Raw genomic sequence first — 23,366 nt, forward strand, 5'->3', positions numbered from 1 at the left:
TGGCCGGCATCTACGAGGCCATGCGGCTGCTGCCCCCGTCCTGGAACATCCTGCGTTACGCCTCCGCCGAATACCCTGCCGCCGACCCGCGGATCACCCCGGGCGACGGTGTGCTCCTGCTGCCCCTCCTCTCGCACCGGAATCCGAAGCTGAGCGAGGACCCCTCGGAGTTCCGTCCGGAACGCTGGGACACCCTCGACCCCGACACAACATCGCCGTCATGCTGCGCCGCGCCGTCCGGCGGGGCGCTCTTCCCGACGGCCTCGACACGGACCTCGTCCAGGACGTCTGGGCCGGGACCATCCTCTACCGGCGGCTCATGACCGGCTCCCCCTCGACGCCGACCTCGCGGAACACCTCGTCCACCTTGTTATTGACAAGCCCGCGCGGCACGCTGGCGGCTGAAAGAGCCGCCTCAAGAGGTTCTCGGTGCCACCGAGTTCACGGCGTCCTTCGCCCGTGACATGGGCGAAAGGTAGGAGAATGTCAAGTAGGCGGCTATGACGGTGTCTTGACCGCAGCCTCCTGGATCAGGCAGGTTTGAGACACTTCACGTCATCCGTGGGCTTGCTGGGAAAGCTGTGTGCTATGGGCGCCTACCTGTGTCCTCCGGTCGTACTGCACGGCGAACACGCCGTGGAGACAAGCCAGATCCTGGCGGAGGTGCGGACGCGGCACCCACAGGCACCGTGGCTGTCGCGGATCGACGGCATCGCCGCGAGTACGGGGATCGCCTCGCGAGGCTGGATGCTGCCGCTGGAGACGGCTGCCGCGCCCGGCAGCGGGAGCGGCCTGCGAACTCCCGGCGCCGGTCAGGCTCGTGAGGCGCTGGCCGGCCGCGGGTTCACCGACGAGGAGGTGAACCGCGTGATCGCCGCACTGGAGGCGGTACCGGCGCCGCAGACCGTCCAGGAGCGCACCGCGCCGGCCTGGGCGGCCGTGCAGACATACGGCGAGCACGCGGCGCGTCGGGCCCTTCGAGCCGCCGGACTGGAATCCGCCGACGTCGACTGTCTGATCACCAGTCACTCCACCACCCCGGCCCTGCCGGGGCTGGACCTGTCCCTGCTCAACCGCCTTCCGCTCCGTGCCGACGTGCTGCTGCTCCCCGCCACCCAGTGGGCCTGTATCGCCGGTACCCGATCGCTGGCGCTGGCGGCCGACCTGGTCGCCGCGGACCCGGACCGGGTGGTGCTGGTGGTGATATCGGAGGCGCTGAGCACGACCTACCAGCCTGCCGACGACACCCTGGAATCGCTGATCGTCCGGCTGCTGTTCGCGGACACCGCCGCCGCCGTGGTGGTCACAGGGCACCCCAGGACGGAGTCCGTCCTGAGACTGGACGCGGTCTGGCACCACACACTGCTCGGCACCACGGACCTGCACCGGCTGGAAACCCGGGCCGACGGCACGCACTTCGTGATGGACCGTCGTGGGCCGCGTGCCGTCCAGCAGACGGTCGCCGCGATGTGGGAGTGGCTGCGCATACGCCACCAGGACGACCGGCAACCCTGGCATCCCGATCTGCTGCTCGCGCATCCCGGCGGGACACGAGTGCTGGAGTACATGGAAGAGACGATGCCCGACGCGTGGCCCACGGGGCTGCTGGACTACAGCCGGGACAGCTACACCACGGGCAACCGCGGCGGCGCCGCCGTGCTCGACATCCTGCGGCGCGCGCACGACGCCGGCCAGAAGTCGGGCAGCCGCACCCTCCTGTACGCGGCCGCGCCCGGACTGACGGCCACGGCCGTGGAAGGGGAGTGGCTGTAACCGGAAGCACGCCACCGCCCCGCGCATCCGGGCTCTGTTCCGGTCTCGGCTCTGGGCTCTGTTCCGGTCCTGTCTCCGGGCCCTGTCCCGGTCTCGCCCCGGCGCGGGCGTCATGTCTCCAGTTCCGCCCACACCGCCTTGCCGGTCTCGGTCCACCGCACCCCCCAGCGGGTGGTGAGCTTGTGGACGACGTGCAGACCCCGCCCGCTGTCGTCGAGCAGCCCACCACGGTGCAGGCGCGGCCGGCCGTTGCCGGCGTCGCCGACCTCGCACGACAGCAGACTCCCGCTCTTCACCAGCCGCACCGTGACCGGCCCGGCGCCGAACCGGACGGCGTTGGTGACCAGTTCACTGATCACCAGCAGCGCACTGTCCCGGGCCTGGCCGCCGATGTGCCAGCGCCGCAGGAGGGGGGAGGCCAGGGCGCGGGTGCGGGCGGCGGTGTCGTCGCGGGCGGGCAGCTGCCAGGTGGCGGTGTCCCGGCCGCGGCGGCCGGTCATCCGGGCGAGCAGCAGGGTCACATCGTCCCGCAGATGCCCCGGCGGGGTCAGACCGGCGACCACGCGACGCGCGGCCTGCTGCAGATCGTCCCAGGGATGCACCTCGCGCACCGCGTTCGTCAGCCGGCCGAGGCCCTCGTCGATCGAGGCCGCCGGATCCTCCACCAGACCGTCGGTGTAGAGGACGAGGAGCGAGCCGGGCGGGGCGGCGAACTCCTGGACGTCGAACGGCTCCCGTACGACGAACTCGGCTCCCAGCGCCGGGTGTGGCTGCGCCGCGACCGTCTTGGCGGACCCGTCGGGATGGACCAGGACCGGGGGCAGGTGCCCGGCGTTGGAGATCGCCACCTGGTGGTCGACCGGATCGTAGACCGCGATGCAGCACGTCGAGCCCAGCGCGCTGTAGCCGGCCGCCAGGCCCGCGTCCGAGTCGTCCAGCAGCGTCACCGTCTCGTCCAGACGCTCCAGCACCTCTCCGGGGCCCAGCCCCGCCGACAGCAGCGCACGGGCCTCCATGCTCAGCTGGCCCATGGCCGCCGCGGCCCCCAGGCCGTGCCCCACCACGTCACCGACCACCAGCGCGGTACGGTCACCCGGCAGCGGAAAGCTGTTCACCCAGTCACCGCCGACGCCCGCACTGTCGGGGGTGGTGGGCTCGTAGACGCTGGCGACCTCGATGGTGTCGCTGCCCGCCCGAGGCAGCAGCCGCCGCTGCAGCGCCAGCACCTGGGCGTGCTCACGCTGATGCTGGCGGGCCAGGTCCACATGACGGGCGGTCTTGGCCACGAGTTCCTGCAGGTCGAGCAGCTCACCTTCGTTGAAGAGGCGATCCGGCCGCCGCCAGACCTCCGTCACGCCCAGTACGACGGCCCCCGGTGCGCCTTCGGGTCCTTCCACGACCAGCGGGATGCAGGCGACACTCACCGGCCGGTCTCCGGGCACCATCGCGCGCACCAGGTGCGGATCGGCGAGAGTCTGCTCGATCGCCTCACGGTCGGACATGACGATGGCCCGGGGAACGTCGTCACGCATCACCGCACCGGCCAGCAGACGGCTCGCCTCACGGGGAAGGTTGTCCCCAGGGGTCAGGTACCCCTCGGGCCAGGCCCGGTCCGGCGCCAGGGCCGCGCGCCGCAGCCGGATGCGCTCGTGCGTCTGTTCGGTGACCGCCTCGCCCGTCCACACGGCGTAGTCGAGGTCCACGGCGGCCACGTCCCCCCACGCCAGCAGGGACTGGGCCAGGGACTGCGCGGTCTCCCCGATGTCCAGCGACATCCCGATCGCGGTGGCGGAGGCGTACAGGTGCAGCCGCTTGGCCATCGCGATCAGGGAGACCGTCAGGCCCTGCTGCGGTGGCGCGGCGGGCAGGATGCTCAGCGAGACCAGCAGCTCGGTGCCGTCGTCCCGCCGCAGGCTCTGGACCCGGGCGACGTGCGCCTCCTTGGTGTCCAGAACTCTCCGGAGCCGTTGTGTCACCGTCGGGACGTCCCCGGGCGGCAGCAGGTCGACGAACGCGGACCCGGGCGCGACACTCACCCCCGTGAAAGGCGCGGCGTCCAGGTTGCAGCCGGTGATCCTCAGCTCCCGGTCGAGGTTGACCACCCCGAGGATCTGTTCCTCGTCCTCGCTCTCCTCGCCGGCGCCCGAGGGCCGGCGCGCGTGGTGGCCCCCCGACGGAGCGGCACGACCTGCGGCCGCCGTCGTTCCGGCCCTCGGGATGTAGTCCGCCAGGGCCCCGCTCACCATGTCGTACGGCGAAGCGGAGGAAGAGGGGGGAGGGGAGGGCGTGGGATCCATGCGCCTCACACAGTTCGTTGACTCCGGCGCGCGCCGGAAGACGTTCCCGAGTTCATGCGGTCGAGCCCCGAGATCCCGCACCGCACATCTCATGAGTAGCACAAATACCCTGCTCGCCGAAGGGGTGAAGGCTGCTGGAAGGGCATGGGCCATGACGTCCGCACCTGCATTCGATCATGGGATCGGAGACGTGACGCGCCGTGAGTTGTCGGGCGGGGCGGCAGGTTTCCGGCGCAGGACCGCAGGAACACCCGGTTACTGAACGTGCCGAGTCGGACACTTTCGGCTTCCTTCGGTCGGGCCGCTGTGCGCATGCTGCGATAAACTATGACAAAAGTTTCAGTGGCCGGTAGGTCGGTTCTCATGGACCTCAACACCATCACCGAAGTGGTCCGGCGACCGCCCGGGCGGCCGGGCACCGACTGGCGCGAGGGCGACGCCTGGCTCGCCGGCGGAACATGGCTCTACTCCACCGAGCAGCCGGACCTGCGGCGCCTGATCGACCTGACGGCGTTGCGCTGGGAGCCTCTGGTCGTGACGGACGTGGCCCTGGAGATCGGCGCCACCTGCACCATCCACGACCTGTACGCCTTCCCCTGGCCGCAGGAGTGGACCGCCGGGATTGTCTTCCGGCAGAGCTGTGAGGCGTTCCTGTCCTCGTTCAAGGTCTGGAACGCGGCGACGGTCGGCGGCAACATCTGCATGTCCCTGCCGGCCGGCCCGATGATCACGCTGACGGTCGCGCTGGAGGCGCGGTACGAACTGTGGGCGGCCGACGGCTCCATACGCTTCGTCGACGCCCTCGGCTTCGTCACCGGCGACCACCGCAACATCCTCGCCCCCGGGGAGATCCTCCGGCGCATCATCGTCCCGCGCCACGCGCTGTGCAGACGCACCGCACACCGTCGTTTCACGCTGACCCGGCTCGGCCGTTCGACGGTGTTCCTCGTCGGCACCCAACGGCCGGGCGGGGGCGACCTGTTGCTCACCGTCACCGCCGGCACCACACGGCCGGTCCGGATCGCCTTCGACCGCCTGCCCGATGCCCGGACCGTGCGGCGGCACATCGACGCGGTGCCCGACGACGTCTGGTTCGCCGATCCCAACGGGACCCCCGACCACCGTCGCCATCTGACCCGGCACTTCGCCGAGGAGATCCGCCGCGAACTCACGGCTGGGGACCTGGCATGAGCTACCTCGTGAACGGCAGGGGATTCGACCGGGAACCGGCCCCCGGCCAGTGCCTGCGCACCTTCCTGCGCGAACTCGGCCACTTCGGCGTCAAGAAGGGATGCGACGCGGGCGACTGCGGCGCCTGCACGGTGTGGCTGGACGGCGCACCGGTGCACAGCTGCATCACCCCCGCGTTCCGTGCCGACGCCCGTGAGGTGACCACGATCGAGGGCCTGGGACGGCCCGGCGTCCCGCACCCCATGCAACGGCAGTTCGAGGACGCCCCCGGGTTCCAGTGCGGTTTCTGCACCGCAGGGATGATCATGACGTCGGCGACCTTCACCGAGGAACAGAAGGCCGATCTGGCACGGGCGTTGAAGGGCAACCTCTGCCGCTGCACCGGATACCGGGCGATCGAGGACGCGGTGAAGGGCGTCGGCGCGGTGGAGACGGCGGCACCGGGCAAGGCCGTCGGGACGAGCGTCGGCGCGCCCGCAGGCCACGACGTGGTGACGGGGCATGCCGAGTTCACCATGGACACCCACATCGACGGCATGCTGCACCTGAAGGTGCTGCACTCGCCCCACGCACACGCCCGGATCCGCTCGATCGACAAGGGCGCGGCCCTCGCGGTGCCCGGCGTGCACCGCGTCTACACCTGGCAGGACGTGCCCCGCAGGCGCTTCACCACGGCGATCCACACCGACCACCTGGTCGACCCGGACGACACCCGCATCCTCGACGACACGGTCCGCTTCGCCGGCCAGCGCGTCGCCGCGGTCCTGGCAGACACCGTCGGTGCGGCCGAGGAGGGCTGCCGTCGTCTCGTCGTCGAGTACGAGGTGCTGCCGGCGGTGTTCGACCCCGAGGCCGCGATGGCCGACGGCGCACCTCAACTGCACGGCTCCCACGATCCGTTCGTCCGCGACCCCGCCCGCAACATCCTTATCGAACTCCACTCGCACATCGGCGATGTCGACGAGGGGTTCGCCGCGGCCGACGTGATCCACGAAGGCACGTACTTCTCCCCGCGGGTGCAGCACGCGCACCTGGAGACCCACGGTGCCATCGCCTGGATGCAGGACGGCAGGCTGAACGTCCGGACCAGTTCGCAGTCACCGTCGATCGCGAAGGTCAAACTGGAGTACCTGTTCGCGCTCCGCCCGGACCAGGTGAGGGTGTTCTGCAAGCGCGTCGGCGGCGGATTCGGCGGGAAGCAGGAGGTGATCGCGGAGGACCTGGTCGCGCTCGCCACCCTGGACACCGGGCGGCCCGTCTGCCTGGAGTACACCCGTGAGGAGGAGTTCACCACGGCCTCCCCGCGGCATCCGATGACCCTGACCGTCAGGCTCGGCGCGAAGGCCGACGGAACGCTCACCGCGTTCCAGGTGCGCAACGTGTCGAACACCGGCGCCTACGGCAACCACGGCGGCGAAACGCTGTTCGCGGGCGGAGCCGCCGTCATGATCTACCGCTGCCCCAACAAGAAGTACGACGGGTACTCCGTCTACACGAACACCGTGCCGAGCGGGGCGCTGCGCGGCTACGGCATGACACAGCCGGCGTTCGCCGTGGAGTCGGCGATGGACGAACTGGCCCGCGCCCTGCACATCGACCCGCTGGAACTGCGCCGGCGCAACATCGTGCGGCCGGGCGAACCCCTGGTCGCCCTGCACGACGGCCCCGACGACGTGGTCTTCACCGACGACGGGCTCGCCGAGTGCATCGACCTGGTGGGCGACGCCCTGGCCCGTACGGCCGGCCCGCCGTCCCTGGGCCCCGAGTGGCTCGTCGGTGTCGGCGTCGCGAGTTCCCTGCACGAGACCGCGCCCCCGACCGAACACCTCTCCGAGGCCTGGGTCACCCTCGGTGACGATCTCATCTACGAACTCGCCGTCGGGACCGTCGAGTTCGGGGAGGGAACCTCCACCGCGCATGTCCAGATCGCGGCCGGCCAGCTGGGCACGACGCCGTCCCGGATCCGCCTCGTGCAGTCGGACACCGACCGCACGGGATTCGACACCGGCGCCTTCGCGAGCGCGGGCCTCTTCGTGGCGGGCAACGCGGTCCTGCGGGCGGCGGGCGCCGTACGCGACCGCATCCTGGAGTTCGCCGCGAGACAGACCGGCGTCCATGTCGTGCTGTGCACGATGGACGACGACGGTGTCCGCTGTGGGGACCGGCGGGTGTCGCTGGCCGAACTCGTCGCCTCGGCCCGCAGGCGCGGCATCCGCTTCACCGCCGCGCGCAAGGCGTACGGCTCGCCCCGGAGCGTCACCTCCAACACCCAGGGGTTCCGGGTCGCCGTGCACCGTGTGACCGGTGAGATACGGATCCTGTACAGCGTGCAGGCGGCCGACGCCGGAGTGATCATCAACCCGGCGCAGGTCCGGGGACAGATAGAGGGCGGTGTAGCCCAGGGGATCGGCTTCGCGCTGACCGAGAACCACCACGTCGACGACAACGGCGTCATGGTCAACCCGAACCTCCGCAACTACCGCATCCCCACCTACGCCGACATCCCCCGCACCGAGGTGCTGCTGGTGGGCTCGGCGGACTCGGTGGGTCCCGTGCGGGCGAAGGGGATGGCGGAGTGCTGCATCAACCCGGTCGCCCCCGCGCTCGCGAACGCGGTGCACGACGCGACGGGCGTCCGCTACCGCGCCCTGCCGCTGACCCCGGAACGCATCTACGGCCGGCTCCCCGCGGAGCAGTCGGTGTCGGCAGGCTGAGCCACCATGAACGCCGAACGGAACCTCGCCGCCGCGGCGACGGCGATCATCGGTCAGAAGGTCCTGCCCGGGATGGAGCGGCAGTTCGAGTCCTGGCAGGAGGATCTCAACACCGCTGCCTCCTACTACCCCGGTTTCCTCGGCGCCGAGGTCTCCCCGCCGACCCGGCTGCAGACCGACTGGGTGGTCGTGTACCGGTTCGACTCGGTGGCTCATCTGCAGGCGTGGATCAACAGCGCGACCAGGCAGACCTATCTCGACGTCGGTGCCGGGTATTTCGACGGTCCGGCGACCCAACAGGTGGTCAGCAGCGGCACCCGGTCACTGGATCCGCTGGTCACCGTGGTGGTCACGCACCGCGTCCACCCGAACCAGGTCGACGACTTCCTCGACTGGCAGCGCCACATGGTCGAGGAGGAGAGCAGGTTCGAGGGGTTTCGCGGGACCGAGCTCTTCCGCCCCATCGAGGGACTCCAGGAGGAGTGGACCACGCTGTACCGCTACGACAGCGCCGAGCACCTCGACGCCTGGCTGACATCGCCCCAACGGCAGGAGGTGCTGGCCGAGGGCAAGAAGTTCAGCGACTTCGACCTGCGTACGATCGACAACTCGTTCGGCAGCTGGTTCGCCTTCGAGGGCAACGGCAAGGAGACACCACCGCCGCCCTCCGAGACCAGGACCTCCCTCGCCATCTGGGTCGGCCTCTACCCGACCGTCGTACTGCTGACCCTCGCGCTGTCCCCGCTGCACCTGCCGCTCTGGATCGGTCTGCTCGTGGGCAACCTGCTGTCGAGTTTCATCATGAGTTTCCTGACCATGCCCTACTACGTGAACCCGCTGCTCGGGCGGTGGCTGCGGCCGCCGCCGGAGGAACCGGCGAGGGCCGGCCTGCGTGGCCTCGGCATCGTCGTGGCGGCACTGGCCTGCTGGGCTGTCGTCTTCTACGTCGTCACCGTCCGAATCTGGACACTGCCCTGACCGGCGACACCGATCCGCAACCAGTTGGTCCATGAGCCGGTGGCCTGCCGTTGCTCTGTCGTTTGCGCAAGTCCGGAACCGTTAGACTCGCGACTCCCCGCCGCGAGCGTCACCGCTCGGTGACGGACCGTGAACGGCGGGCCTTCGAGCATCGGGGGATGCGTGACGGGTCCTGGACGGCCGCTGCCGGAGTTGAACGCGGTGTTCGAGCGGATGCTGGATCGGGCCCTGGGGCTCGAACAGGTCGCCGAGGCGATCGGCGGGGGCGTCGGTCCGCTCGGCTGTGAGGAGTTGCGAGACCGGGCGCTGCGGGCGCGGGCGGCCATCGTGGCGTTCGCGGACATCGAGTACCGCGCCTATCTCGAAGCCCTGGCCGCGGCCCGCGAGGGCGGGCCGCCGGCCACCGGACCGCCGGCTGCGGCCGTGAAACCGTCCGTGCTCCCGGTGCGCCTGTGGCGGGTGCCGGCGGTGACCGGGCTGGCGCTGCTGCTGTCCGGATTCGCCGCGCGTTGCTACGGCGGCCGCCCGCATGCCGGGGTCGGCCTGGTCGCCGCCGGGCTGCTGGTCGCGGCGATCGCCGTCGGAGCGGCCGTCGGCGATGCCGTGCGGGTCTCGGTGGCGGCGGCCCGGGGTCGCACCGAAGCCGAGCGCGATACGCCTTTGGATGCGACCGGGGCCCGGCAGACCTGGGAACTCGCTCTGCTGGAGCGGGGGATGGTCCCGTTCCTCCTCGGGCGCATCGAGGAGGAACGGATGGCGCAACGGGGCGAGCGCGTCGCGCGTTAGTCCTTCCGGACGTAAACGGTGGTCCGGACGTAAACGGTGGTCCGGACGTAAGCGGTGGTGCGGACGTAAACGGCAGTTCGGGCGCAAATGGCGGTCGCTACAGCGGTGTGGCCGCGTGGAGGAGCAACACCAGGGTGAGGGCCGAGTTGGCGGAGAACATGGCCGACAGCGCGGCGCCGGCGGTGGCGGTCCACAGGGCGAGTCCGGCGGTGGTGAACGGGGACGGCCAGTCGCGCAGGGCGGGCGGCGGGCCGAGCAGGGCCGCGACCCGGCGGGGGAGCGGCCCCGGTACGGCCAGGCCGGCGAGTGTGGGGGCGGGGGTGCCGCGGGAGACGAGGGCGGCCGTGCCGATCGCCCGGGCGACGGTTCTGCGACTGCCCACGGTCTGTGCCGCCTCCTCGTCCGCCCAGCGTTCCGCGCTGTAGGCGACAGCGGTCCGCAGCGGCAGCAGGAACGGGTTGGCGCGGGCGGCGAGCTGGACGGACAGCAGATGGCGGTGGTGCCGGGCGGTGAGATGGGCGCGCTCGTGTGCGAACAGGGCGCGGCGCTCGCGGGAGGTGAGGCGGGCGAGCATCGCCGTGGACACCACGATGCGGTCGCGCGGGCCGCCGGGCAGCGCGTAGGCGTAGGGCTGGGTGTCCGGCAGGACCGCGACCTGGGAACGCGGCAGGCCTGCGAGGGCCTGATGGGCCCGTCGCCGCACCCGGCGGTGACGCGCCAGCGCGCGTGCGCAGCCGGCCAGGACCGCGAGGAGCGCCGGGATGGCCGCTTTCCCGGCGATCTCGTGCCGCGGCACGCTCTCGCGCACTTCGGGGTCCGACCAGCCGTCCGGGAGCGGGTTGCCGGGCAGTTGCGCGGTGCCCACCACCATCAGCAGGGCCAGGCACACCGTGCTGCACAGGGCCATGACGGTGGCGACCGTGGTGAGCAGTACGGTCGCGGTGCGCGGGTGGAGACGCTGTTCGGCCAGCCGGGCGATCGGCCAGGCGGTCAGGGGCAGGACGAGCGGCAGAAGGACGAAGATGCCCACGGACGTGCTCAGTCCTCCCCGTCCGCGTCGCGCAACAGCCTGCGCAGCAGCTGCTCGTCGTCCTTCGGCAGGGTGGTGATGAAACTGGCCAGCACGGCCTGCCGGTCCTGCTCGCCGTCCAGGACCCGGCGTATCTTCAGCGCGGCGAGACCCGCCCCGTCCGCGGCCGGCGTCCAGAGGAACGACCGGCCCTCCCGCCTGCGGGTGACGGCGTTCTTCGCCAGCAGGCGGGCCAGCACCGTCATCACGGTGGTGTAGGCGAGGTCGGCGGCCAGCCGCTCCCGCACCCAGCCCGCGGTCACCGGACCCCCGGCGGTGTGCAGTGCGGTCAGCACCTGAGTCTCCAGTGCCCCTTGCGCCCTGCGCCGGCCACGCCGATCCGCCTCGACCACGCGCCCCCTCCCGTTCCGGCCGGTCCCCGCCCCGCTGCTCGTGCCGGGGAGTGTCACATCGTACAAAGCGGTGTTCGTCGCCCTGGCCGGCCAGGGCGACGAGTGCCGTGCCGCTGCGGTCCGTCCCGGCGTGGCGACACGCGTCGAGCGCCCGAGGTTGTAAGTTGCTTGTTTGCGCAACCCATAGCACAGTCATGAGGGTTGGCGAGAATCCCCGGGCAGCCGGCGAACTGGAAGGAGCTCGGCCGCATTGATCGCGAGAGACACGGAAAGCCGTCGCGGAGGACGCGTATGAGTACGTCCCTGGCCAAGGGCGGCAACGTCTCACTGAGCGGGCGGGCTCCCGGGCTGACGGCCGTGACGGTGGGGCTGGGCTGGCAGGCGGACACGGGCTACGACCTGGACGCCAGTGCCCTGTTGTGCGATGCCTCCGGCAGGGTGCCGTCCGACGACTGCTTCGTCTTCTTCAACAACCCGAGCAGCCCGGAGGGATCGGTCCGCCGTATCGCCGGCGGCAGCCCGGTCGACGGCGACGCTCAGCGGATCCAGGTCGACCTCGACCGGGTCCCCGGCCAGGTCGAGAAGATCGTCTTCCCGGTCTCGCTCTACGAGGGTGCGGCCCGCGGCCAGAGTTTCGGGCAGGTGCACCGCGCCCACATCCGCGTCCTCGACCGGGACTCGGGAACCGAACTGGCCCGCTACGACCTCGCGTCCGGCCGTCTCTCCGGTGAGACCGCGCTGGTCTTCGGCGAGTTGTACCGGCACGGCCCCGAGTGGAAGTTCCGCGCGGTCGGCCAGGGCTACGCATCCGGACTCGCGGGCATCGCCGCCGACTACGGCGTGGACGTCCTGCGCGGGACGACGCCCGGCCCGGCCGACCCCGGCGCTCCCGCTCCTGCGCCGCCCGTGGCCCCTGCCCCCACCGTCGTCCCGCCACCGCCGCCTCCGCCGGCCTACGCCCCCGCACCACAGCCCATCGGGAGTCCCGCCATGACCTGCTTCTTCGACCCGGCCCACGGCCCCGGCCAGACGACCGTCACCTGGTCCCCGCAGTGGGGTGTGCCGCGCCCGGTCCAGGCCTGCCCCGGATGCGCCCAGCGGGTGCAGACCACGCCGCCGCCGTTCTACACACCGCCTCAGCAGGGCTATCCGCAGACGGCGCCGCAGGGCTATCCCCAGCAGGGCTATCCCCAGCAGTACGGCTATGGGCAGCCGTACGGGGACCAGCACGACCACGGTCAACAGCAGGGCGGCGGGCGCCGGTTCGGTGCCGGTGCGCTGATCGGTGCCGGCGCGGCCGGTCTGGTCGGCGGCGCGCTGCTGAACGAGGCGTTCGACGACGACGAACCCGACGTGATCGTCAACAACTACTACGAGGAGTGACGGACCGGGCGGCTACACTGGGTCGCCGTACGGGTGTTGATCGTGACGCGCCGTGACAGCACAGGGAGGGGGCGGACCGTGGCGGGGAAGGCCGGTGGCGCCGAGGATCCCTCGGCAGAGGTACTGACGGACGCGGCAGCGGTGTTCGGACTGCTCGCGTCCTCGGCCCGGCTGCACCTCATGTGGGCGCTGGCCCAGGGCGAGAGCGATGTCACGCATCTGGCCGACCGGGTGGGCGGCGCGCTGCCCGCCATCAGCCAGCACCTGGCCAAGCTGAAACTCGCCGGACTGGTGCAGGCCCGCCGGGAAGGACGGCGGCAGATCTACTACATCGACGACCCGGACATCGTGACCGTCGTACGGGTCATGGTCGGCCAGCTGACCGCGCGTTCGCACCAAGTCCCCGCACCGGCACGCCGGTTGCACGGGACCGGTGGCTGAGACCACTGCGGCCTCGGGGCAGGGTGCCGAGTGCCCCGGCCCCATGGTCGTACCAGCCCCCGGAGCCGGCGAACCAGGGCCGGAGGCCGGCGTGCCGACGCTGCTCGCGGTGCTGCGACGTCTGGACAGCGGTCCACGCGGCCTGACGGAGGCCCAGGCCGAGGAGCGGCTGGCCCACTTCGGCGAGAACACGGTGCCGGCCGCCCACGAGGCGCCCTGGCCGCGGCTGTTCGTCCGCAGCCTGCGGGATCCCTTCACCGCGGTGCTGGGGTGCCTCGGGCTGGTGTCAGCGGCGGTCTCCGCCTGGGGGACGGCGTCGGTGATCCTGCTGCTGGCCGTCGTGAGCTGCGTGCTGCGGGCGACCGGCGAGCACCGGGCGGACCGGTCGATGAGCGGGCTGCGGGAGCTGGTGGCCACCACGGCCACCGTGCAGCGGCGCGCGGACGAGGGCGCGGCGCCGGGGACCCGTGAGATCCCTGTGGCCGACCTGGTTCCCGGAGACGTCGTCCGCCTCGGTCCGGGCGACCTGGTCCCGGCGGACGTACGGCTGTTGCGCGCGACGGGCCTGACCGTGCACCAGGCCGCACTGACCGGGGAGTCGGCCCCGGTCGGGAAACACGCCGATGACCTGACGGACGGGCGACGGGCCGGTGATCCGGCGGCCGGAACCGGTGACGGGGTCTTCGAGCAGCCGCAGTTCTGTTTTCAGGGCAGCAGTGTCGCGTCGGGCAGTGCCACGGCGGTCGTCATGGCGACGGGAGTCCGTACTCGGTTCGCTGCTGCCCGGGGTGGGACGGTCGGGTGTGCGGCGAGTGCGTTCGACCGTTCGGTGCACGGTATTTCCTGGATCCTGATCCGGTTCATGCTGCTCACCCCGCCTTTGGTCCTGATCGCCAATGCGGCCTTGCGTGATCGTGGCCTGGAGACGTTGCCGTTCGCGGTCGCTGTGGCGGTCGGGCTGACTCCGGAGATGCTGCCCGTTCTCGTGACCACGTGTCTGGCTCGCGGGGCTGCGTTGCTCGCCCGGGGCCATGGGGTGATCGTCAAGCGGCTCCCGGCGCTGCACGATATCGGTGCGATGGACGTGCTGTGCGTGGACAAGACGGGGACGCTCACCCAGGACCGTCCGGTGGTCGATCGTGCTCTGGGCCCGGACGGCCGGGACGATCCCGAGGTACTGAATTGGGCTGCTGTCAACGCCTGGTGGACCCTGCAACTCGCCGACCTGCCGAGCCCGGATGCCCTTGACGAGGCGATCCTGGACGCGGCGGGCGAGGACGACCTGATGGCGTACGACGGGGTCGCCGCCGTCCCGTTCGACCCGCTGCGGCGGCTGGCGACCGCGGTCGTCCGTACACCCGGCCGGCTGGGCAGGCACACCCTGGTTGTCAAGGGCGATGTGCAAGCGGTACTGGAGCGCTGTGTACTCGACGAGGATGAGCGGATCCGGCTGAGCGCTCTCGCTGCTTGCCAGGCTGAGGCGGGGTTGCGGGTGCTGGCGGTCGCCACCGCTGAACGTCCGGCCCGTACCCGTGACTACACGCCGGCCGATGAACGCGGCCTCGGATTCCTCGGCCTGGTCACTCTGCGGGACGCGCTCGCGCCCACGGCGGCCGAGGCGCTGGCGGTCTTTGCCGCGCGGGGTGTCACGGTGAAGGTGCTCACCGGGGATCATCCGGGGACCGCTGCCCGTGCCTGCCGTGATCTGGGCATCCCGGTGGCCGGGGACCAGGTGCTCACGGCGGGCCGTGTCGACGGTCTCAGCGACGCCGAACTTGCCGCTCTGGCCGGCCGTACGACGGTCTTCGCGCGCTGTACCCCCGAGCACAAGGCTCGGATCACCCGGGCTCTGCAGTCCGGCGGGCACACTGTCGGTTTTCTCGGTGACGGTGTCAACGACCTGCCGGCCCTGCGCGCGGCCGACGTGGGTATCGCTCCGCGTGAGGCCGCGGATGTGGCCCGTGAGACTGCCGATGTGGTGCTGGCGGAGAAGGATCTCACCGCGATCGCCCATGCCGTTACCGCGGGCCGGCGTGCGAGCGGCAATATCGCCACCTATCTGCGTATCACCCTCTCGTCCAATCTGGGCAATGTCATTGCCATGCTCTGTGCGGGTCTGCTGCTGCCGTTCCTGCCGATGCTCCCGGCTCAGGTCCTCGCCCAGAACCTGTGCTTCGACGCGGCCCAGCTCGCCTTCGCCTACGACCGCCCGAGTTCCTCGGTGCTGCGTCGGCCGACCGTGCTCAGGCCTGGTGATCTGCTGCGCTTCATCACCGGCTTCGGTGTTCTCAACGCCACTGCGGACCTGGCCACCTTCGGGGTCCTCGGGTTCGTCCTGCACGGCCTGGGGACGGCCACGGAACCGGCGTTCCACTCCGGCTGGCTCACGGAGAACCTCCTCACCCAGGCCCTGGTCATGCTCTTGCTGCGGCTCGGCCGGACCGGCGCGGAGGGCCGGCGGCCCGGTCCCGTGGCCCGCGCGGCGGCGGCGCTGGCCGTGATCGGGCTGCTGCTGCCGCCGTCACCGCTCGGGCCGCCGCTCGGCCTGACCGCGCTCCCGGCGCTCTACTACTTGCTGCTCATGGCTGTTCTCGTGCTGTACGCCGCTGGACTCCTGGTCGCCCGGGCATGCCGAGGGCGCCGGGAGGCCACCTGGTGAGCCGGCATCCGAAGCCCCTCGGACACAAGGCCGCCTCACACGGTTCTTAGTCCGGGTGCGGTAGAAGAGAGCAGGATCAGGGTGGGAGAAAGGGCGATAAATGTCCGATTCCCGGACATCGAAACACCGGCGCTGGCTCTCCGTGGCGGTCCTCGCCCTCGCGCTGTACGTCATCGTCCGGGCGGTGCACTCCCAGCAGGGCGCCGCGCCTCCTCCGGCCGGGGCCTCGACGGCCACCCCGTCCCCGTCGGCCGACGCCTCGACCTCCGCCGCCTCCCGGGCCACCGGATCGCCCACCCCGTCCGCCGCCACGGCCCCTTCGTACGATCCCGCCGACTACGCCACCCAGGTGCGCACTCGGGCGCGGCAGGCCGGTGTCAGCGCCCAGCTGCTGATGGCGATCCTCTACAACGAGGCGTACAAACCGCACGATCCGGCCTTCGAACGGGCCTGGCAGAAGCTCAAGCCGGACGCCGCCTTCGGTATCGCCAACATGCACCGGGCCACCTTCGACGAGGTCAGGCAGGGGCGGGACTTCGCGAACCGGAGCTGGGAGGACCTGCCCGACGACCGGGACCTGGCCATCGAGGCCGAAGCCTGGTATCTGCACGACCTGTCCGCACAACTGCCCGCCACCTGGCCCGCCTCGTACACCAGGAACGACCTGCTGGCCCTCGGCTACAACACGGGCCCGGCCAACATGCTCGCCTTCGCCCGCGGTGCCACCCCCGGCAGCCAGGCCCGGACCTACCTCGACGAACTGCACGCCGACTGGGCCAGGGCCGGAAGGGCCGTGGGGGCGGCGTGACCGAGTATGCGCCCACTGGGACTTGCGATATTGCGCAATAATGGAAGTGAGTGGGGCAGGGTTCTGAGGTCGGGGGAGGAAGGCGTGCATGCCGCACGGGGACATGAGGCGAGTGCGTGACACGAATCTGCGGCTGGGTGCTGCTCTGGCCGAGGTCGAGGGGCTCTATTCGGCACTGCTGAGAACGGCGTCACCCCGGCGCCGCCGACGGCTCCAGGCGGAACTGTCGCGGGCCGCGGGCCGACTCGCCGAACTGGCCGCGGTGTCGAAGGGGCGGCCCGAGGGTGCCGCGGTGCGGCGTTCGCGCTGGGGGCGGCGCCGGGTCCTGGCCGAACGCGGCGCGGCCTGGATCACCGCGAGATACGGGCGCGAGACGCGCTGAGGCCTGAGGGGGCGTTCGGAGGGTTCACCTCCGTCCGCCCCGTCACAGCCGTCGGTCACCAGGCGCGGTGAGCCGCCGCCGGGACCGTCAGGGGCTGGCGATGTCGAAGCCGTACCGCAGTGGCTCGCTGTCCACCGCGTAGTCACGGCGGTACACATACACCGCTTCCGCCCGCACGCCGTCCGGTGCGGTCTCCAAGCGGCAGGGGTACGTCACCTGGATCACCCGCGGCCGGTCGAGGACCTTCATCCGCAGGCTGTCCGCAGGGCCTCCGTCGAGCACCGCGGTCTCCCATCCCGTCACGTCGGCCGTCTCCTCGTTCGATGGTTGTCTGGACTCCTCAATACTTTAGAGGTTGCGCAACTGTAAGGACCATATGGTTCGCCGGGGCCGTGTTCCGGGGTGGAGGCGTGCGCGCCGGAGGGTGCAGGTGAACCGCCTACAGCGGGGCCGGTGAGGATGCGCCCGCAATCAGCAGGCGCGGCTTTCCGGTGCCGTCGGCGGGGACGCTCCACAGGTCGGTGCTCTTCACGTTGCCGCTGGTCGGCAGCGCGTAGGCGACCGTGCGGTTGTCGAGCCAGGTGGCCTGGTCGTCGACGCTGTGGCGTTCGGCCAGCGGTGTCTCGCGCAGGGTGCGCAGGTCGAGGACGTACTCGTGCCAGAGGTCGGTACGGGACAGCACCCGCTTCTTGAAAGCGACCCGGGTCCCGTCGGGGGAGAGCGAGGGGCACTCCACGTTCTCCACCAGCGTGGTGACGGTGCGCCGGGACAGTGAACCCCGCACCAGATAGGTCTTGTCGGCGGTGTTGAGGGTGGCGTAGAAGGTGTCGTCGTCGGAGGCGAAGGTGACGCCCCAGAAGTTGATGTCCGAGGCGTGGTAGGACTCGCCGTCCTTGATGACGGAGAAGGTCTCCAGGCTCGGCGTCAACCGCATGGTGCGGGTGTCCAGGATCGAGGTGCGGGTGGAGAAGAAGGCCGAGGAATAGGACTCGCCGGAGACGAAGACGGTCCAGGCGACGAAGCGGCCGCTGGGCGAGACCCGGGCCCGGCTGGGAGTGCCCGCGAGCGGGAAGGTGCGCTCGGTGCGCAGGTCGGCGTCGAGGAGCAGGGCGCGGTTGCTCTGCTTGAGGACGCCGGGGTTGGACTGGAGACAGACGCCGGTGCCGGCCGCCGCGTAGAAGCGGGCGCACTTCAGGGACGAGGCGGTGCGTGAGCCGTTCGGTTCCGTCGACGGGACCGAGGCGACCGCGGTGCGGTGCGGGCCGGGGGCCGCGTTGACGAACATCACGCGGCTCTTCTGGCCGAGCGAAAGCCTGCCCGCGCTGACCGTGGGGTCGCCCGCGTGCGGCTGGTCCGCCCGGTCCGCCCGGTCGGCGGCGTGCAGGACCACGCCGGTGCCCACGCCCGCGAGCACCAGGACCGCCGCGACGAGTACGAACAGACGGCGGCGCATGGATGTCATCTGGTTCCCCTGGTTCCCCGTGGTGTGCGGTGTGGCCTTCGGCCTGGTGTCCGGTGTGGGCGTGGTGGTCATCGGTGCCCGCCCGCCGGGCGCAGCACCATGCCCGCGACGGCCGCGCAGCAGAGCAGGCCGACCGCCGAACCGGCCAGCGCCGGTCCGTCGCCCCACATCGTCCAGGCGGCGCCGAAGGCCAGCGAGCAGCAGAACCGGGCCAGCGCCTGGCTGGTGCCGACGATGGCGAGACCGCTGGCGCGCAGCTGCTCGGGCACGACGGCGGCGAGGGCGGCCGGGAGCACCCCGTCGGTCGCCGCGTAGAACGTGCCGTGCAGGGCGAGGACGAGAGGAACGGCGACCGGAACCGCGGGCGCCCACAGGAGGAGGGCGTAGGCGGTGAGCAGCGCCGCGTGTCCGGCGAGGAACACCGTGCGCCGTCCGATGCGGTCGGCGAGCGAGCCGACGGGCACGGCCAGCAGCAGGAACACCACCGCGGTGCCCAGCGGCAGCAGCGTGAACCACTGCTCGCCGACGCCGGCCCGCCGCTGCAGGAGCAGATAGACGAAGGCGTCGCTGACCGTGGTCAGGCCGAGCAGCGCGGCACAGCCGGCGAGCGCGCGCAGCCGGGGGATGCGCAGCAGCGCGAATGCTTCGCGCAGGCGGACGGGCGGTTCGGCGTCCGGCCTGTTCTCTTCCTCGGTCCGGGACTGCTTCTCTGCGGCCCGGGTCTCCTTCGCCTTGCCGGGCACGAACAGCACCAGCACCAGTACGCCCAGCGCGGCGACACACGCGCTCACGCCGAACACCGCGTCGTACCCGTCGGCCGCCGCCCGCAGGATGAGGAAGGCCGCGAGGGGGCCGAGCATCGCGCCGGTGGTGTCCATCGCGCGGTGCACGCCGAAGGCGCGGCCCTGCTTCTCGGCCGGGGTGGACAGGGAGATCATCGCGTCGCGCGGGGCGGTGCGCAGGCCCTTGCCGGTCCGCTCCAGAGCGAGGACCGTGCCCAGCGTGCCGATGCTGCCGGCGAACAGGAGCAGCGGCTTGCACAGCGCGGACAGGCCGTACCCGAGCCCGGCCAGCAGCTTGTGGTTGCGGATGCGGTCGGCGAGGTGGCCGCCGGTGAGCTGGACCAGGGCGCTGACGCCGTTGTAGACGCCGTCGAGGGTGCCGAAGCCCAGCGGGCTGAAGCCGAGCGTGGTGACGAGGTAGAGCGGCAGGACGGCGGTGACCATCTCCGAGGAGATGTCGGTGATCAGGCTGACCGTGCCCAGCACCAGCACGACCGGGGCGACCCCGCGCCCCGGCCCGCGTCTTCGGTCCTGGCCGGGGTCCGCCTGGGCGGGCTGGGAACGGTCGGTGAGATACAAGACAGGAACTCCAGGTGCGGTGCGGTCAGTTCTGCCGGCTGCTCTCGTCCCGTAGCCAGGTGCCGAAGTCCTGTGCGCGGATGGCCTTTTCGGCCTTTCTGCGAGCGGCGAGCGCCGCCGCGACGAAGACCACCAGAGGCACCAAGAGCTTCGGTTCGCCGCGGAGCATCGCCTTCAGGTCGGCCTTGCCGGTGCGCGCAGAGGCGCCTTCCGGCCCCTGATGCTGCTCGACCTGGGCGGTGGAGACCGCGGCCCGCACCCGCCGCTTGATCAAGTCCTGCCAGGTGCGCGGCGGTTGGATCTCCACGCGGGCCGTGTCGACCACCCGCCGTTCCTCCGGCGTGAACGCGAGGGACGCGGCGAGGTCGTCCGCCATCAGCGGCGGCAGCGCGGCGATCCGGGCGTGCCCGGCCTTGGAGACCGCGATGACACCCCGGCCGAACAGCCCTTCGCGTACGGCGGGCAGCCGCTGCCAGACCTGGTAGTAGGCGCGCACCCGCCAGGAGCAGGCGGACAGCGGGATCCGCCGTTCGGGGGCGGTGGCGAGGACGCCGGAGGTCTCGTCCTCCAGGGGCTCCGTCAGTGCCCGCACGTCGGCGTCCGTGATCACGACGTCGGCGTCCACGTAGAGGCGCGGGAAGCCGCGCGCGTGATCGTCGCCGGCCCGCAGCGCGGCGTGCTTGGAGGGCACGGGGATCTCCACCACGCGCACGCGCGGGCCGCGGGCGGCCGCGATCCGGGCGGTGTCGTCCGTGCAGCCGTTGCACACGACCACGATGTCGGTGCCGGTGTCGTCCGCGGGGTCCTCGTGGTCCCCGGGAGCGGAATCGGCCAACAGTGAGTCGAGGAGCCGGCCGATGACTCGGGCCTCGTTGTGGGCCGGGATCACGATGCTGGTCACGGGGGCAGTATGCCGTCGGCGTCACTATTGCGACATGTGTTTCGTCCAACTGTTCCCGAGACTGCGCCGCGTGGTCTAGATTGATGGCCGCCGGACCGGTTTGGGTGGGGAACTCGTTCTTGACTGCACGTCACGGACCGGCAGTTGAACGGATCTGAACAATCGGAAGAACCAGTACGTACCAGCATGCCGGGGGCATGAGGCGGTTGGGGAACCGCTGAAGCTCCCTCGCTTTCCAGTGCCGCTGTGACAGGGCACCTCGGTCAGGGCTAGCCGCGCATGTGGTGGGGGGCGCATGACCATTGAGGTCACGCATGAGCAATCGGTTGTGGAACGCAGCAATCCCCATGGCCGCCGAAGACGTTGGGAACGGAAGTACCGCATCGTCCTACTGGTCGCGGACGGCCTCGCCGCCGTCGCCGCGGCTTTCCTGATCCACGCGGCGTACGGCCGCTGGGCGGTGGCCCTGGTGCTGCCCCCGACCTGGATCGTGGCCATGCTGGTCCACCGTTCCTACGACCGCAGCACACTGGGGCTGGGGACCGAGGAGTACCGACGGGTGCTCCGTGGGGCCGTCGCGCTGCCGGCGCTGGCCGCCCTCGCGTACTGGCTGTTCACCCAGGATTCGGACCTCCTCCATGACATGATCATGGCGGCTGCACCCGCTGCCGTGATCGCCCTCGCGATCCGGTACACGCTGCGCCGCCGGCTGCACCGGCGCTGGGCCCGCAGCCGGGACGGGAGCGCGACGCTCCTGGTCGGGCCGTCGCACGGCATCGTGGAGCTGGTCGCGGTGCTCAGACGCGGCGGCACCCCGAAACTCCAGGCCGCCGGCGTGTGCCTGACCGACCCCGAGAACGCCCCGCAGATACGCAAGTTGGGGCTCCCCGCTCTCGGTGGCGTCGGCGGCATGAACGACGTCGTTCGGGCCCTCGGCATCAACACCGTGGTGGTGCTGCCCGCGCCCGAGTTCGACGCCTCCGTCCTGCGCCGGATGTCCTGGACGGCCGCCGTGCAGGGCGTCGACTTCCTGCTGGCCCCCGTGCTGACCGACGTGGCCGCCGCCCGGCTGGCGGTACGGCCCACCAACGGGGTGCCGCTGGTACGGATCAAGCCGCCGAACCTCTCCCGGATCTCGCGGCTGCCCAAGGAACTGCTGGATCGTTCCCTCGCGGCGCTGCTGCTGCTCCTCCTCGCGCTGCCGATGCTGCTGATCGCCCTGGTCGTCCGGCTGGACAGCAGCGGCCCCGCTCTGTTCCGGCAGCAGCGGGTGGGCCGGTACGGCGACCACTTCACCATGCTGAAGTTCCGTACGATGCGGCCCGATTCGGAGGCCTTGCGGGCGGAACTGGAGCACCTCAACGAGAACAGCGACGGGCTGCTGTTCAAGGTGAAGGAGGACCCGCGGATCACCCGGGTCGGCTCGTTCCTGCGCCGCAGCTCGCTCGACGAACTCCCGCAGCTCCTCAACGTCGTCAAGGGCCAGATGTCGCTCGTCGGGCCCCGGCCGCCGCTGCCCGAGGAGGTCGAGGAGTACACACCGGACATCAAGCGCCGGCTGCTGGTCAAGCCCGGTCTCACCGGGCTGTGGCAGGTCAGCGGACGCTCCGACCTGCCCTGGGACGAGGCGGTTCGGCTCGATCTCGGATACGTGGACAACTGGTCGATGGGCCTTGACCTGTCGATCCTGGCGCGCACCGGGGCCGTGGTGGTGCGCGGAACGGGGGCCTACTGATGGACCACAGGAAGAGGAAGACAGTGACGCAGGAGCCGTTGGGGGTCGCGGTCGTCGGGGCCGGCTACTGGGGTCCCAACCTCGTACGCAACTTCCAGGCCAGCGACCGCTTCCGACTGCGGTGGCTGTGCGACCTCGACGTGGACCGGGCCCGGCGGGTCCTCGGCGGCTACTCGACGGTCGAGGCCACCGCGGACTACGCGGCCGTCCTCGCCGACCCGACCGTCGCCGCCGTCGCCGTGGCCACACCCGCCGGCACCCACCTCGACATCGCCCTGGCCGCCCTGCGCGCCGGAAAGCACGTCCTCGTGGAGAAGCCCCTCGCGGCGACCTATGCCGACGGGATGCGTCTGGTCACCGAGGCCGAGGAACGCGGCCTCACCCTGATGTGCGACCACACCTACTGCTACACGCCCGCGGTGGGCCGGATCCGTGAACTGGTCCGCTCCGGCGAACTCGGCGAGATCCACTTCGTCGACTCGGTCCGCATCAACCTCGGGCTCGTCCAGAAGGACATCGACGTGCTGTGGGACCTCGCCCCGCACGACCTGTCGATCCTCGACTTCATCCTCCCGGACAATGTCGAACCGGTCGCCGTCGCCGCCCACGGAGCCGACCCGATCGGCGCCGGACAGGCCTGCATCGCCTATCTGACGCTCCAGCTCAACACCGGCGCCATCGCCCACGTGCACGTCAACTGGCTCTCCCCGACCAAGGTGCGGACCACCATGGTGGGCGGCTCCAAGCGCACCCTGCTCTGGGACGACCTCAACCCCCTGCAGCGGGTCTCGGTCTACGACCGGGGCGTGGACATGGCCGCACCGCAGGAGATCGGCGCGGACGAGCGCCGGGAGATGCTCATCTCGTACCGCTCCGGGGACATGGTCGCGCCCGCGATCGGCGAGAAGGAAGCGCTGCGCAGCATGGTCGACGAATTCGGCGACGCGATCGGACAGGGCCGGGCGCCGCTCACCGACGGCCGGGCGGGCCTCAGGGTCCTGGACATCCTTGAGGCGGCGTCGCGAAGCCTTGAGTTCAAGGGCGCGGTCGTCGGTCTGCGCGCCGGACGTTGA

The 23,366-nt window shown here is 71.2% G+C and carries 20 protein-coding genes and 1 pseudogene; 14 read left to right on the forward strand and 7 right to left on the reverse strand.

Features of this window, described 5'->3' with window-relative positions; genetic code table 11:
- Positions 1-8 precede the first annotated feature (8 nt).
- The 3 genes and pseudogenes from ACIRR9_RS42500 to ACIRR9_RS42510 form a co-directional block, all read left to right on the forward strand.
- Positions 9-209: pseudogene (locus ACIRR9_RS42500) on the forward strand (cytochrome P450); the annotation flags it as partial.
- An 11-nt stretch (positions 210-220) separates the two neighbouring features.
- Positions 221-463 (forward strand): TetR-like C-terminal domain-containing protein, encoded by a 243-nt coding sequence (locus ACIRR9_RS42505; protein WP_403763909.1) that lies wholly within the window; start codon positions 221-223, stop codon positions 461-463.
- Positions 464-588: 125 nt separating this feature from the next.
- On the forward strand, positions 589-1,773 hold the full coding sequence (locus ACIRR9_RS42510) for a type III polyketide synthase (protein ID WP_403763911.1): 1,185 nt from the start codon (positions 589-591) through the stop codon (positions 1,771-1,773).
- A gap of 110 nt (positions 1,774-1,883) precedes the next feature.
- On the opposite strand, the gene ACIRR9_RS42515 is transcribed toward ACIRR9_RS42510, so the two are convergent.
- Entirely contained in the window at positions 1,884-4,070 is a 2,187-nt protein-coding gene (locus ACIRR9_RS42515) for a SpoIIE family protein phosphatase (protein ID WP_403763913.1), read from the reverse strand.
- 363 nt (positions 4,071-4,433) lie between these two features.
- On the opposite strand from ACIRR9_RS42515, the gene ACIRR9_RS42520 reads away from it, so the two are divergent.
- The 4 genes from ACIRR9_RS42520 to ACIRR9_RS42535 all read left to right on the forward strand — a co-directional run bounded on the left by ACIRR9_RS42520 (position 4,434) and on the right by ACIRR9_RS42535 (position 9,739).
- Positions 4,434-5,261, forward strand: coding sequence for an FAD binding domain-containing protein (locus tag ACIRR9_RS42520; RefSeq protein ID WP_403763915.1), 828 nt, complete (start codon positions 4,434-4,436; stop codon positions 5,259-5,261).
- Complete coding sequence (locus ACIRR9_RS42525; protein WP_403763917.1) at positions 5,258-7,975, forward strand: molybdopterin-dependent oxidoreductase; 2,718 nt, start codon at positions 5,258-5,260, stop codon at positions 7,973-7,975. Before ACIRR9_RS42520 ends, ACIRR9_RS42525 begins: the two co-directional genes overlap by 4 nt.
- A gap of 6 nt (positions 7,976-7,981) precedes the next feature.
- Positions 7,982-8,953, forward strand: a complete 972-nt coding sequence (locus ACIRR9_RS42530; protein WP_403763919.1) for an antibiotic biosynthesis monooxygenase — start codon at positions 7,982-7,984, stop codon at positions 8,951-8,953.
- A 162-nt stretch (positions 8,954-9,115) separates the two neighbouring features.
- A complete protein-coding gene (locus tag ACIRR9_RS42535) occupies positions 9,116-9,739 on the forward strand; it encodes a hypothetical protein (RefSeq protein ID WP_403763921.1) in 624 nt (207 codons plus the stop codon).
- A 97-nt stretch (positions 9,740-9,836) separates the two neighbouring features.
- On the opposite strand, the gene ACIRR9_RS42540 is transcribed toward ACIRR9_RS42535, so the two are convergent.
- Both ACIRR9_RS42540 and ACIRR9_RS42545 read right to left on the reverse strand, forming a co-directional pair.
- Positions 9,837-10,769, reverse strand: a complete 933-nt coding sequence (locus ACIRR9_RS42540; RefSeq protein ID WP_403763923.1) for a M56 family metallopeptidase — start codon at positions 10,767-10,769, stop codon at positions 9,837-9,839.
- An 8-nt stretch (positions 10,770-10,777) separates the two neighbouring features.
- Entirely contained in the window at positions 10,778-11,161 is a 384-nt protein-coding gene (locus ACIRR9_RS42545) for a BlaI/MecI/CopY family transcriptional regulator (protein ID WP_403763925.1), read from the reverse strand.
- 291 nt (positions 11,162-11,452) lie between these two features.
- Between ACIRR9_RS42545 and ACIRR9_RS42550 the strand changes: the two genes are divergently transcribed.
- From ACIRR9_RS42550 to ACIRR9_RS42570, 5 genes are all read left to right on the forward strand, one after another.
- Entirely contained in the window at positions 11,453-12,544 is a 1,092-nt protein-coding gene (locus tag ACIRR9_RS42550) for a TerD family protein (RefSeq protein WP_403763927.1), read from the forward strand.
- Positions 12,545-12,622: 78 nt separating this feature from the next.
- Complete coding sequence (locus tag ACIRR9_RS42555; protein ID WP_403763929.1) at positions 12,623-12,985, forward strand: ArsR/SmtB family transcription factor; 363 nt, start codon at positions 12,623-12,625, stop codon at positions 12,983-12,985.
- Positions 12,978-15,644: a magnesium-translocating P-type ATPase gene (gene mgtA / locus ACIRR9_RS42560; protein ID WP_403763931.1), complete on the forward strand. Its 2,667-nt coding sequence runs from the start codon at positions 12,978-12,980 to the stop codon at positions 15,642-15,644. The genes ACIRR9_RS42555 and mgtA overlap by 8 nt, the downstream gene beginning before the upstream one ends.
- Positions 15,645-15,744: 100 nt before the next feature.
- Positions 15,745-16,452: a lytic transglycosylase domain-containing protein gene (locus ACIRR9_RS42565; RefSeq protein ID WP_403763933.1), complete on the forward strand. Its 708-nt coding sequence runs from the start codon at positions 15,745-15,747 to the stop codon at positions 16,450-16,452.
- Positions 16,453-16,564: 112 nt separating this feature from the next.
- The gene (locus ACIRR9_RS42570) at positions 16,565-16,834 is read left to right on the forward strand and encodes a hypothetical protein (RefSeq protein WP_403763935.1); all 270 of its coding nucleotides are present in this window, start codon (positions 16,565-16,567) and stop codon (positions 16,832-16,834) included.
- A gap of 87 nt (positions 16,835-16,921) precedes the next feature.
- Here ACIRR9_RS42570 and ACIRR9_RS42575 read toward each other — a convergent pair whose 3' ends face one another.
- The 4 genes from ACIRR9_RS42575 to ACIRR9_RS42590 all read right to left on the reverse strand — a co-directional run bounded on the left by ACIRR9_RS42575 (position 16,922) and on the right by ACIRR9_RS42590 (position 20,558).
- Positions 16,922-17,179, reverse strand: a complete 258-nt coding sequence (locus ACIRR9_RS42575; protein ID WP_365347602.1) for a hypothetical protein — start codon at positions 17,177-17,179, stop codon at positions 16,922-16,924.
- 94 nt (positions 17,180-17,273) lie between these two features.
- On the reverse strand, positions 17,274-18,296 hold the full coding sequence (locus ACIRR9_RS42580) for a TolB-like translocation protein (RefSeq protein WP_403763961.1): 1,023 nt from the start codon (positions 18,294-18,296) through the stop codon (positions 17,274-17,276).
- Positions 18,297-18,364: 68 nt separating this feature from the next.
- A complete protein-coding gene (locus tag ACIRR9_RS42585; RefSeq protein ID WP_403763937.1) occupies positions 18,365-19,657 on the reverse strand; it encodes an MFS transporter in 1,293 nt (430 codons plus the stop codon).
- A gap of 25 nt (positions 19,658-19,682) precedes the next feature.
- Positions 19,683-20,558: a glycosyltransferase gene (locus tag ACIRR9_RS42590; RefSeq protein WP_403763939.1), complete on the reverse strand. Its 876-nt coding sequence runs from the start codon at positions 20,556-20,558 to the stop codon at positions 19,683-19,685.
- 295 nt (positions 20,559-20,853) lie between these two features.
- Between ACIRR9_RS42590 and ACIRR9_RS42595 the strand changes: the two genes are divergently transcribed.
- A complete protein-coding gene (locus ACIRR9_RS42595) occupies positions 20,854-22,293 on the forward strand; it encodes an exopolysaccharide biosynthesis polyprenyl glycosylphosphotransferase (RefSeq protein ID WP_403763941.1) in 1,440 nt (479 codons plus the stop codon).
- Positions 22,294-22,316: 23 nt separating this feature from the next.
- Positions 22,317-23,366 carry a Gfo/Idh/MocA family protein gene (locus ACIRR9_RS42600; protein WP_403763943.1) on the forward strand — a complete coding sequence of 350 codons (1,050 nt, stop codon included), beginning with the start codon at positions 22,317-22,319 and terminating at the stop codon, positions 23,364-23,366.

This window comes from Streptomyces sp. NPDC101234 (assembly GCF_044767525.1).
Taxonomy (GTDB): Bacteria; Actinomycetota; Actinomycetes; order Streptomycetales; family Streptomycetaceae; genus Streptomyces; species Streptomyces sasae.